The following is an 11,474-nucleotide window of genomic DNA, read 5'->3' as shown; positions in this document are numbered from 1 at the left end:
AGAGAAAGCAGAGTCACGATGACCCTCGCCCCGCCCGACGTCCGCACCGCGGCCGGCGGAACCATCGTCAGCGCGGAAGCCTGGCTGAGCGACCTCGCGGTGGAGACCGTGCGCACCGACGCGGTGCAGTCCTTCCTCAAGCAGGAGACGATCTTCGTCCGGCTGCGCACGGCGGAAGGCGCCGACGGCCTCGGCTACAGCTACACGATCGGCACCGGCGGCACCGCGGTGCTCGCCCTGCTGCGCGACACGCTGCTGGATGCCGTCGTCGGGCTCGACGTGAACCGCCCGGAGGCGGTGTGGCGGGCCATGTTCGCCTCGACGCGCGCCACGACCGTCGGCCCGATCACGTCGCTCGCGCTCGCCGCGGTCGACACCGCGGTCTGGGATGCCCGCAGCAAGGCCGCCGGCCTGCCGCTGTGGGTCGCCGCGGGCGGCGCACGGCCCAGCATCCCGCTCTACGACACCGAGGGGGGCTGGCTCCACTTCTCGACCGAGGAGCTCGTCGCTCAGGCGCTCGAGTCGCGCGCCCGTGGTCTCGGCGGCGTGAAGATCAAGGTGGGAAAGCCGCGCGGGCACGAGGACTTCGAGCGTCTCGCCGCCGTGCGCGACGCGGTCGGCGCCGACCTCGACATCATGGTCGACGCCAACCAGTCGATGACCGCCGCCGAGGCGATCCGCCGCGCGGCGCTGTTCGAGAAGCTCGACATCTTCTGGTTCGAGGAGCCGCTGCCCGCGGAGGACGTCGCCGGGCACCGCCGCCTCGCCGAGTCGACGAGCGTGCCCGTCGCCGTGGGCGAGTCGATGTATTCGGTCGGGCACTTCCGCGAGTACCTGCAGGCCGGCGCCGCCGGGATCGTCCAGGTCGACGTGGCGCGAGTGGGCGGCATCACGCCGTGGCTCAAGGTGGCGCATCTGGCGGAGGCGTTCAACGTGGCCGTGGCCCCGCACTTCCTGATGGAGCTGCACGTGTCGCTGTGCTGCGCGGTGCCCAACGCGCTCTATCTGGAGCACATCCCCCAGCTGCGCGCGATCACGACGGCCGAGATGACCATCCGCGACGGGCACGGCGTGCCGTCCGACGAGCCCGGCCTCGGCATACGGTGGGATCTCGACGCGATCGAGGACAGGCGGGTGGCATGACGCAGACACGAACCGGCACGAGGGCCTACGGCCGCGGCGGACTGGAGGTCGGGCCGATCGGCTACGGCGCCGCCGCCCTCGGCGAGCTGTACGAGCCGCGACCGGCCGACGAGTGGCCCCGGATCGTCCCGACCGCGTGGGAGGCGGGCATCCGCTACTTCGACACGGCGCCGCACTACGGCCTCGGAGTGTCCGAGGAGCGCCTCGGTGCCGGGCTCCGCGAGCATCCCCGCGACGACTACGTGCTGTCGACCAAGGTCGGACGGGTGCTCGAGCCGAATCCCGACTACCGCCCGGGCGACACCGACATCGCGAACCTGTTCGCGACCCCGGCCACCCTCCGGCGCCGCTTCGACTACTCGCGCGACGGGGTGCTGCGGTCGGTCGAGGACTCCCTGCGCCGGCTCGGGGTCGACCGGATCGACGTGCTGTTCGTCCACGATCCCGACGAGCACGAGCGGGAGGCGCTCGACGGGGCGTTCCCGGCGCTCGAGGAGCTGCGCTCGCAGGGCGTCATCCGCTCATACGGGGCAGGGATGAACCAGTCGGCCATGCTGACGCGCTTCGTCCGGGAGACGGATCTCGACATCGTCATGTGCGCCGGACGATACACGCTGCTCGACCACGGCGCGGAAGCCGACCTCCTGCCCGCGGCCCTCGAGCGCGGTGTCTCGGTCGCGGTCGCCGCGGTCTTCAACTCGGGGATCCTCGCGACCGACCGGCCGCTGGCCACCGCACGGTTCGACTACGGTGCGGCACCGGCCGCGCTCGTCGAGCGCGCCGACCGCATCGCCGACATCGCCGAGCCGTACGGCGTCACCGTGCCGCAGCTGGCCGTGCAGTTCCCCCTCCGGAACCCGGCCGTCTCCACCGTGGTCATGGGCGCCGACTCGGCCGCGCAGATCGAGCGGAACGCCTCCCTGGCCGATGCCCCGGTGCCCGACGACCTGTGGGCGGAGCTCGCCGCAGAAGGGGTGCTGTGACGCGGATCCTCCATCCTCTATCCTCTTGGCACGACACCCCGAGTCCTAGGATGTGCACATGAGCATCGAACCCGACACCACGCGCGAGGTCTCGGGCGAGCACTTCCTGCCCGCCCGCCGGGCCCTCGCCGACGACGTCTACGACGCGGTCCTGGGTCTGCTCATGGACCAGGTCATCGAGCCGGGCAGCCGGGCGAGCATCGACGGCATCGCCCGGCAGCTGGGCGTCTCTCCGACGCCCGTCCGCGAGGCGCTCGCGCGACTGGAGTCCGAGGGGCTCGTCGTCAAGAAGGCGCTCAAGGGCTACACGGCCGCCCCGCTGCTCGACAGCGACGGTCTGCGCGAGCTGTTCGAGATGCGCCGGCTGCTCGAGCCCTACGCCACCCGCAACGCCGCCGGCGAGCTCGACGACCGCACCCTCGACCAGCTCGAGGAGCTGTGCGAGGCCATGCACCGCAGCGGCGAGGCGGCGCAGACGGGCGAGGACCGCTTCAAGGACTACAAGGACTTCGCCAACCAGGACTCCGACTTCCACCGCATCATCGCCGAGCACTCGGGCAACGTGCTGCTCTCGGACGCGATCTCGCGCCTGCGGTCGCACATGCACCAGTACCGGATCTACTTCAAGCACGGTGTGGTCGACGAGACCTCTGGCGAGCACGAGACGGTGCTGGAGGCCCTGCGCAGCGGTGACGGCGCCGCGGCCGAGGCGGCGATGCTCGATCACATCACCCGGTCGTACCATCGCATCGCCAGCAGTCTGGAGTCCGGCGCCGCCGACTAGCAGCGGCCCGCATCCTCCCGAGACCCCGTCAGCGGGAGATCAGATTTCCGATCAGGCGAATCATCGATTCCTTCTCATCCGGTCTCGACATCGCGGTCATCAGTGTGACAGCAGCGAGCATCTTCGGACTGAACAGGGGGATCCCCGCCTCGTCGGTGAGCGCACTGTTCTGTTCTAAGTACCAGGTGAAAAGCGCCGCGGCTGAACGCTTGTTGCCGTCCGAGAGCGGATGATCCTTGGTGACGAAGTACAGCAAATGGGCAGCCTTTTCTTGCGCGCTCCTGTAGAGGTGTTCACCGAAGAAGGTTTGCTCGACGTTGCCGATGATGCCGCGGAAGCATCACCGCGCTCCTTGCCGAGCAGAGTGTCGTCGGGGAACTGAAGCGCGAGCTCGTCTGACCGAGAGAACGACCTCGAGGTTGTAGTGCTCGACGACACGCTCTACCTCGCGACCGCCTTCCGTTCGAACCTGTGCAAAATCTGCACGAGTTGCGATTGTGCTCAGCTCCTCGCGCTCAGCGTTCGCGATGTGTCTGGCGATGACAGACCTGTCGCGGCCGAACAAGCTCGCGAGTTGCGCCTGCGTCAACCAGAGCGTGTCTCCATCCGATCTGATCTCCAGAACGACGTCTCCATCGGCTGACTGATAGATCTCGACTTCGCTCATAGGGCCCATTGTGGTCGACATCGGCCGCAGCCTGTCCGCGCCTTCGGACTGGCGCTGCTCTACCTATATCCAATAGGATGTTGGCAACAGCCGAACGAAAGGACAACGGTGTGAGCATCGTCACCGGCTTCGAGACCTCGGACGTGCGGTTCGAGACGTCCGCCCTGCTCGACGGGTCCGACGCGATGAACCCCGATCCCGACTACTCGGCCGCCTACCTGCGCGTCACGACCGACGACGTGGACGGACTCGAGGGGCACTCGTTCGTGTTCACGATCGGCCGCGGGAACGACGTGCAGGTCGCCGCCATCGACGCCGTCGCGCATCGCGTCATCGGCCGCGATGTCGAGGCGATCCTCGACGATCTCGGCGGGTTCTGGCGGGAGTTCGTCCACGACTCGCAGCTGCGCTGGCTCGGCCCGGAGAAGGGCGTCATGCACATGGCGATCGGCGCCGTCGTGAACGCGTTCTGGGACCTCAAGGCGAAGCGCGCCGGGCTGCCCCTGTGGCAGCTGCTGGCGCGCATGTCGCCGGAGGAGATCGTCGCGCTGGTCGACTTCCGCTACCTCAGCGATGCCCTGACGCCGGAGGACGCCCTCGGCATCCTGCGTGCGGCGCTGCCGGGCCGGGCATCGCGCGAGGCCGAGCTGATCGCCCACGGCTACGCAGGCTACACGACCACTCCGGGCTGGCTCGGCTACTCCGACGACAAGCTGCGGCGGCTCGCGCGCGAGGCCGTCGCCGACGGCTTCCAGCAGATCAAGCTCAAGGTGGGCGACGATCTGGCGGACGACATCCGGCGCCTCGGGATCGCGCGCGAGACCGTCGGCCCCGACATCCGCATCGCGATCGACGCCAACCAGCGCTGGGACCGCGACCAGGCGATCGAGTGGATCCGCGCGCTCGAGCGGTTCGACCTCGCCTGGGTGGAGGAGCCCACCAGTCCCGATGACGTCCTCGCCCACGCCGCCATCGCGCAGGCGGTCGCCCCGGTGCGCATCGCGACGGGGGAGCACGGGATGAGCCGGGTGCTGTTCAAGCAGCTGTTGCAGGCCGAGGCCGCCGCCGTGCTCCAGATCGACTCCACCCGCGTCGCGGGCGTGAACGAGAACATCGCGATCCTGCTGCTCGCTGCGAAGTTCGGTGTGCCGGTCTGTCCCCACGCCGGCGGAGTCGGCCTGTGCGAGGCGGTGCAGCACTTCTCGATGTTCGACTACGTCGCCGTCTCGGGCACGCAGGAGGGGCGGATGATCGAGTACACCAAGCACCTCCACGAGCACTTCGTCGCCCCGGTCGAGCTGGTGCGCGGCCGGTACCGCGCGCCGCTGACCCCCGGGACCGGCATGGAGATGCTGGCGGAGTCCCTTCGCGCGCACGAGTTCGCCGACGTGACGCTTCCCGCGGCCGCGCTCGCCTGAGCCGTCGCCGGGTCGAACCCTCCCGAGCACGAAGGGCCCCCATTCCCGCGGGAATGAGGGCCCTTTCCGCGTGCGGCGCGGTGCTAGCGGCGGGGGCGCAGCGAGTACATGCCGCCGTCCACGGGGATGATCGCCCCGTTGGTGGAGCCGGAGGTCGGCGAGGCGAGGTACGCCACGGCCTCCGCGACCTCCTGCGGCTGCACGAGGCGGCCGCTGGGCTGGCGGGCTTCGAGGGCGGCGCGCTCGGCACCCGGATCGGTGGCGGAGTCGAGCAGCCGGCCGACCCAGGGGGTGTCCGCCGTGCCCGGTGCGACGGCGTTGACCCGGATCCCGAGCGGCAGGCAGTCCGCAGCGATGGCGAGGGTCATGGCCGAGATGGCGCCCTTGGACGCCGAGTACAGCACGCGCTGGGGGAGGCCCGCCCACGCGGCGATCGAGCTGGTGAATACGATGGCCGGCGCGGGCGAGGCGGTCAGGTGCGGGAGGGCGTGGCGGACGGTGCGCGCCGAGCCGACGACGTTGACGTTGAGCACTCGTGCCCACTCGGCGTCGTCGTTGGCGGTCACGTCGCCCTGCGCGCCGATGCCGGCGTTCGCGATCACGACGTCGAGCCGCCCGGCGTCGGCGACGACCGCGGCGATCGCGCTGCGGACCGAGTCGTCGTCGCCGATGTCGCAGCGGATGCCCGTGTGCGGGGCGGTCACGCCCGACGGGTCGAGGTCGAGTGCGTAGACGCGGGCGCCCTGCGCCGCGAGCTCGTCGGCGATCGCGCGGCCGAGGCCGGACGCGCCGCCGGTCACCGCGGCGACCAGCCCGTCGAAGTTCTGGGACATCGGTGTCTCCTTGCGTGTCGGTCGCCGCCCGGGCGGCGGCGGATGTCGGGAGGGGCGGGTCAGGCGGGCCAAACGGTGCTGCGCTGCTCGCCCAGCCCCTCGATGCCGACCTCGACCGTGTCGCCCGCGTGGAGGTACGGGAAGCGCCCCGAGAGTCCGACGCCCTCCGGCGTGCCGGTATTGATCAGGTCCCCCGGCTCGAGCACAGTGAACTGGCTGAGCCGGTGCACGATCTCGGCGACGGAGAAGATCAGGTCGCTCGTGGTCGAGTCCTGCCGGGTCTCCCCGTTGACGGCGGAGTGCAGCCGCAGGCCGGAGCCGTCCCCGACCTCCGCGGTCGGCACCAGCCACGGGCCGAGCGGGTTGAAGGTCTCGAAGCTCTTGCCCTTGCTCCACTGGCCGAGCGAGCGCTCGAGCTGGTACTCGCGCTCGGAGACGTCGTTGGCGACGGCGAATCCGGCGATGCAGTCGAGCGCCTCCTCCGGCGAGGCGAGATAGCGGGCGCGGCGGCCGATGACCGCGGCGAGCTCGACCTCCCAGTCGGTGGTGGTGGAGCCGGGCGGCAGCAGGATGTCGTCGTTCGGCCCGACCACCGTGTTGGGATGCTTGTAGAAGACGACGATGTCCGTCGGCGGCTCGGAGCCCGACTCGCGGGCGTGTGCGGCATAGTTCATGCCGATGCAGATGACCGCTTGCGGGCGCGCGATCGGCGCTCCCACCCGTCGGCCGGCGGGGTCGATCACGGGCAGCTCTCCCGCGGCGGCGGCGTCGCGGGCACGGGCGAGGCCGTCCGACGACAGGAAGGCGCCGTCGATGTCCGCCGTGAGGGGGCGGAGGTCCCAGGTGGTCGTGCCGTCGGTCAGGGCGGGGGTCTCCGCGCCCGGTTCGCCGAGTCGCATGAATCGCATCGAGGGTCCTTTCGCTCGCGGCCTTTCGGCACCACGGTTCAGCCTATTACTATTTCCTATAGGAATCCAAGCACAAGGAGATCGCATGCGCATCGCCCTCCACTCCGTCCTCCGCGACGGCCACGAGCTCGCCTACGACGAGGCGCACGCCGCCATCCCGGACGACCTGGCGGCTTCGTTCGACCGGCTCGGCATCCACGACTGGACGATCTGGCGCAGCGGCCGGCACCTCTTCCACCTCGTGGAGTGCGACGACTTCGCCGCGGCGATGGCGGCGCTGGAGGGTGATCCGGCCAACCAGCGCTGGCAGGGCTTCATCACGCAGCACGTCGACCACTTCGAGCAGCTCGGCTCGGGCGTCGGCGACCAGGAGCTGCCGCTGGTGTGGGAACTCTCTCAGCAGCGTGACAGCTGACCGTTACGTTCACAGCTTGACTCCAACACGAGGATGATTCACGCTTGTCCCTATGACCGCCACTCCGGGCCTCGCGCCCCGTGGCGCTCGCAATCCCGGGTCGCAGGGCGCATTGAGGCACCTGAACCAGGAGCGGCTCGTCGAGTTCCTGCTGGCGAACGGTCCTTCCACCCAGGCTGAGCTGGCGCGCGGGACGGGGCTGTCCACCGCCACCGTCTCGAACATCGTCCGGGACATGGCGGTCAAGGGCGTCGTCACCACGTCGCCGGTGACGTCGAGCGGGCGTCGCGCCCTGCTCGTCCAGCTCACGGACACGGGCGACATCGCAGCGGGCGTCGACTTCGGACGCCGGCATGTGCGGATCGTCCTGTGCACCCTCGGCTACGAAGTGCTGGCCGAGCAGGCGCTGGCGCTGCCGCTCGGCTACGACGTCACCGAGGCCGTCGCCGACGCGTCGAGCCTGCTGGACCGCATGCTCGCCGACGGCGGCCACGACAGGGAGTCCGTGCTCTCGGTGGGCATCGGCATCCCGGGCCCGATCGACCGCCGTACGGGCACCGTGCTGCAGGGGGCGATCCTGCCCGAGTGGGTGGGCGTCAACCTGCGCGACCTCGAGAACGCCTTCCGTTTCCCGGTCGTGCTCGACAACGACGCCAACCTCGGCGCGCTCGGCGAGGTCACCTGGGGCGCCCATCGCGGCGCCCGCAACATCCTGTTCGTCAAGATCGGCTCGGGCATCGGCGCCGGGCTGATCATCAACGGCCAGACCTACTACGGCTACCTCGGCATCACGGGCGAGCTCGGGCACACGCCCGTCGTCGACCCCGGGGTGATCTGCCGGTGCGGCAACCGGGGGTGCCTGGAGACGGTGGCTTCCACGACCGTCATGATCGAATCGCTCGGCCGCAGCGGGACGGGGCCCGTGACCACGGCGGACATCCTGCGTCGCGGCCTCGAACGCGACCCGGCCGCCCTGCGCGTCGTCGGCGACGCCGGCCAGGCGATCGGCCAGGCGATCGGCAGCATCGCCAACGTCATCAACCCCGAGCTGGTGCTGATCGGCGGGCCCCTCGTCGGGCTCGGCGAGGCCCTGCTCGAGCCGATCCGGCGCGGCATCCAGCACAACGCCATCCCGATCATCGCCGAGACCACCACGGTGAGCGTGTCGTCCCTCGGCGACCGGGCGGAGTCCCTGGGGGCGGCTGCCCTGGTGATCCAGAACGCGCTGGCGGGAGCCGAGTAGCCCGCTCCCGATCGCGCATTCCGGGCCGGTCACGCAAAACCGTTATCGTCTCGTTGTCTTCACTATTTGACGCCAAGACCAGACATAGCGTTTACTACTTAGGCGCATGACCGAACATGCGTGGCAGGAATCCGAAACCAAGGAGCGACGATGTCGTCGAACGCAGTCATCCTCGAGATGCGCGCGATCACCAAGGAGTTCCCCGGTGTCAAGGCGCTGGAGGATGTGTCCCTGACCGTCAAGGCCGATGAGATCCACGCGATCTGCGGCGAGAACGGTGCGGGCAAGTCCACCCTCATGAAGGTCCTCTCGGGCGTGTACCCGTACGGCACCTACTCCGGCGACATCGTCTACCAGGGCGAGGTGATGCGCTTCAAGGACATCAAGTCCAGCGAGCAGCAGGGCATCGTGATCATCCACCAGGAGCTCGCCCTCATCCCGGAGCTCTCGATCACCGAGAACATCTTCCTCGGCAACGAACCGGGCCGCGGTGGCGTCATCAACTGGAACGAGGCCAAGCAGCGCGCGGTCGAGCTCCTCGCCCGCGTCGGCCTCTCGGACGACCCCGAGACCCAGATCAAGAACATCGGCGTCGGCAAGCAGCAGCTGGTCGAGATCGCCAAGGCGCTCAACAAGTCGGTGAAGCTGCTCATCCTCGACGAGCCGACCGCCGCGCTGAACGAGGCCGAGTCCGCCCACCTGCTCGACCTGATCCTGGGGCTGAAGAGCAAGGGCATCAGCTCGATCATCATCAGCCACAAGCTCAACGAGATCGAGCGCGTCGCCGACGAGATCACGATCATCCGCGACGGCCACAGCATCGAGACGCTGAACGTCAAGGCCGACGGCGTCGACGAGGACCGCATCATCCGCGGGATGGTCGGCCGCACGCTCGAGAGCCGCTTCCCCGAGCGCACGCCCGACATCGGCGAGACCTTCTTCGAGGTGCGCGACTGGGTCGTGCAGCACCCGCAGGTCCCCGACCGTCTGGTCGTCAAGAACTCCAGCTTCACCGTCCGCCGCGGCGAGATCGTCGGCTTCGCCGGCCTCATGGGCGCCGGCCGCACCGAGCTCGCCATGAGTGTCTTCGGCCGCTCGTACGGCAACTTCATCTCGGGCGAGATCTACAAGGACGGCCAGCAGATCCAGGTGCGGAACGTCTCCGACGCGATCCACAACGGCATGGCCTACGTGAGCGAGGACCGCAAGGTGCTCGGCCTCAACCTCCTCGACGACATCAAGCAGTCGATCGTCGCGGCCAAGCTGACGAAGATCGCGAAGCGCGGCGTCGTGGACGACCTGCAGGAGTACGCGGTCGCCGAGCAGTACCGCAAGAGCCTGCGCATCAAGACGCCGGACGTCGACCGCGGCGTCAGCACGCTCTCCGGCGGCAACCAGCAGAAGGTCGTCCTGGCCCGGTGGATGTTCACCGACCCCGACCTGCTGATCCTCGACGAGCCCACCCGCGGCATCGACGTCGGCGCCAAGTACGAGATCTACGGCATCATCCAGCAGCTCGCCGCGCAGGGGAAGGGCGTCATCGTCATCTCCTCGGAGCTCCCCGAGCTCCTCGGCATCTCCGACCGGATCTACACGATCTTCGAAGGTCAGATCACCAACGAGTTCCCGATCGCGGAAGCGACCCCCGAGACGCTCCTGAAGAGCATGACATCCGCCAAGAAGAGGGTGACCGCATAATCATGACCACACAGATTCCCGAGAAGAAGAAGTCCGGGGGCATCCGCGACCTGGGCAAGATGTTCGGCAACGGCCAGTCCACCGGACGCCAGTTCGGCATCCTGGGCGCCCTCGTCGTCATCGTGGTGCTCTTCCAGATCCTCACCGGCGGCAAGACGCTCGACCCGGTGAACCTCATCAACCTGGTCAACCAGAACGCCTACGTGCTGATCCTCGCGATCGGCATGGTCATGGTGATCATCGCCGGCCACATCGACCTGTCGGTCGGCTCGGTCGCGGCGGTGGTCGGCATCGTGGTGGCCCAGGCCATGACGCAATGGAACATGCCCTGGCCGCTCGCCATCGTGCTCGGTCTCGCGATCGGCGCCGTGATCGGCGCCTGGCAGGGCTGGTGGGTCGCCTACGTCGGCGTCCCCGCATTCATCGTGACCCTGGCCGGCATGCTCATCTTCCGCGGCCTGAACCAGTTCATCGGAAACGCGAACACCATCCCCGTTCCCGACGGCTTCACCTTCATCGGCGGAGGCTTCCTGCCCGAGTGGGGGCCGGACACCGGCTTCAACAACTCGACCCTGCTGCTCGGTCTCGTGATCGCCGTGGTGATCGTGGTCCTCGAGATCCGCACCCGTCGCAACCAGACCAAGATGGGCTCCGAGAAGGCGCCGCTCTGGGTGAGCGTGTTCAAGGTGATCGTGCTCGACGCCGTCGTGATCTACTTCACCTTCCTGTTCGCCAGCGGTCGCGTCGGGACCTCGTTCCCGGTCTCGGGCGTCATCCTCGGCATCCTGATCATCCTGTACTCGTTCGTGACGCGCAGCACGATCTTCGGCCGCCACATCTACGCGGTCGGCGGCAACTGGCACGCGGCGGAGCTGTCCGGCGTCAAGATCAAGCGGATCAACTTCTTCGTCATGATGAACATGTCGGTGCTCGCCGCGTTGGCCGGCATGATCTCGGTGGCCCGCTCGGTCTCCTCCGGCCCGCAGGACGGCCTCGGCTGGGAGCTCGACGCGATCGCGGCCGTCTTCATCGGTGGCGCCGCGGTCTCGGGCGGCATCGGAACGGTCGCCGGCTCCATCGTCGGTGGTCTGGTCATCGCCGTCCTCAACAACGGCCTCCAGCTGCTCGGCGTTACCACCGACAAGGTCCAGATCATCAAGGGCCTCGTGCTCCTCATCGCGGTCGGCATCGACGTCTACTCCAAGCGTCGCGGCGGACCCTCCTTGATCGGCCGGATGTTCGGCGGCGGCAAGAAGCAGGAGGCCGACGCCGTGGGCGCCGACCAGCCCGCCGTCGTCCCCGCCGACGACTCCGCCGAGGCCTCGTCCCGTTCACTGACGAACTGACTTCCACCTCCCACCTGCACCATCCAACACACAGAA

The 11,474-nt window shown here is 68.9% G+C and carries 12 protein-coding genes; 8 read left to right on the top strand and 4 right to left on the bottom strand.

The features are described 5' to 3' along the window. The first annotated feature begins 18 nt into the window (after nt 1-18). From ACFVU2_RS04370 to ACFVU2_RS04360, 3 genes are read left to right on the top strand one after another with little or no spacing between them, the layout of a single operon-like run. On the top strand, nt 19-1,143 hold the full coding sequence (locus tag ACFVU2_RS04370; protein ID WP_387871480.1) for a mandelate racemase/muconate lactonizing enzyme family protein: 1,125 nt from the start codon (nt 19-21) through the stop codon (nt 1,141-1,143). Further along, entirely contained in the window at nt 1,140-2,126 is a 987-nt protein-coding gene (locus tag ACFVU2_RS04365) for an aldo/keto reductase (RefSeq protein ID WP_387871477.1), read from the top strand. Before ACFVU2_RS04370 ends, ACFVU2_RS04365 begins: the two co-directional genes overlap by 4 nt. A 58-nt stretch (nt 2,127-2,184) precedes the next feature. Next, entirely contained in the window at nt 2,185-2,910 is a 726-nt protein-coding gene (locus ACFVU2_RS04360; protein ID WP_387871474.1) for a GntR family transcriptional regulator, read from the top strand. 28 nt (nt 2,911-2,938) lie between these two features. Here the strand turns inward: ACFVU2_RS04360 and ACFVU2_RS04355 are convergent, their stop codons facing one another. Together ACFVU2_RS04355 and ACFVU2_RS04350 are read right to left on the bottom strand one after the other, a co-directional pair. Next, nucleotides 2,939-3,235: a type II toxin-antitoxin system death-on-curing family toxin gene (locus ACFVU2_RS04355; RefSeq protein WP_387872390.1), complete on the bottom strand. Its 297-nt coding sequence runs from the start codon at nt 3,233-3,235 to the stop codon at nt 2,939-2,941. 15 nt (nt 3,236-3,250) lie between these two features. Further along, complete coding sequence (locus ACFVU2_RS04350; protein ID WP_387871473.1) at nt 3,251-3,577, bottom strand: hypothetical protein; 327 nt, start codon at nt 3,575-3,577, stop codon at nt 3,251-3,253. Between the two features lie 110 nt (nt 3,578-3,687). Between ACFVU2_RS04350 and ACFVU2_RS04345 the strand changes: the two genes are divergently transcribed. After that, nucleotides 3,688-4,995, top strand: a complete 1,308-nt coding sequence (locus tag ACFVU2_RS04345) for an enolase C-terminal domain-like protein (RefSeq protein ID WP_387871472.1) — start codon at nt 3,688-3,690, stop codon at nt 4,993-4,995. Nucleotides 4,996-5,078: 83 nt separating this feature from the next. Here ACFVU2_RS04345 and ACFVU2_RS04340 read toward each other — a convergent pair whose 3' ends face one another. Together ACFVU2_RS04340 and ACFVU2_RS04335 are read right to left on the bottom strand one after the other, a co-directional pair. Then, nucleotides 5,079-5,828 carry an SDR family NAD(P)-dependent oxidoreductase gene (locus ACFVU2_RS04340; protein WP_387871470.1) on the bottom strand — a complete coding sequence of 250 codons (750 nt, stop codon included), beginning with the start codon at nt 5,826-5,828 and terminating at the stop codon, nt 5,079-5,081. Nucleotides 5,829-5,887: 59 nt separating this feature from the next. Then, the gene (locus ACFVU2_RS04335) at nt 5,888-6,736 is read right to left on the bottom strand and encodes a fumarylacetoacetate hydrolase family protein (protein WP_387871468.1); all 849 of its coding nucleotides are present in this window, start codon (nt 6,734-6,736) and stop codon (nt 5,888-5,890) included. A gap of 85 nt (nt 6,737-6,821) precedes the next feature. Between ACFVU2_RS04335 and ACFVU2_RS04330 the strand changes: the two genes are divergently transcribed. The 4 genes from ACFVU2_RS04330 to mmsB all read left to right on the top strand — a co-directional run bounded on the left by ACFVU2_RS04330 (nt 6,822) and on the right by mmsB (nt 11,438). After that, on the top strand, nt 6,822-7,151 hold the full coding sequence (locus tag ACFVU2_RS04330; RefSeq protein WP_387871466.1) for an L-rhamnose mutarotase: 330 nt from the start codon (nt 6,822-6,824) through the stop codon (nt 7,149-7,151). Nucleotides 7,152-7,203: 52 nt separating this feature from the next. Next, nucleotides 7,204-8,394 (top strand): ROK family transcriptional regulator, encoded by a 1,191-nt coding sequence (locus tag ACFVU2_RS04325; RefSeq protein WP_387871464.1) that lies wholly within the window; start codon nt 7,204-7,206, stop codon nt 8,392-8,394. 150 nt (nt 8,395-8,544) lie between these two features. Then, on the top strand, nt 8,545-10,092 hold the full coding sequence (gene mmsA / locus ACFVU2_RS04320) for a multiple monosaccharide ABC transporter ATP-binding protein (RefSeq protein WP_025156109.1): 1,548 nt from the start codon (nt 8,545-8,547) through the stop codon (nt 10,090-10,092). A gap of 2 nt (nt 10,093-10,094) precedes the next feature. Continuing rightward, the gene (gene mmsB / locus ACFVU2_RS04315; protein ID WP_025156110.1) at nt 10,095-11,438 is read left to right on the top strand and encodes a multiple monosaccharide ABC transporter permease; all 1,344 of its coding nucleotides are present in this window, start codon (nt 10,095-10,097) and stop codon (nt 11,436-11,438) included. Nucleotides 11,439-11,474: the final 36 nt, after the last annotated feature.

This window comes from Leifsonia sp. NPDC058194, assembly GCF_042883605.1.
Lineage (GTDB): Bacteria > Actinomycetota > Actinomycetes > Actinomycetales > Microbacteriaceae > Leifsonia.
This window is presented reverse-complemented; position numbering and strand designations above follow the sequence as displayed.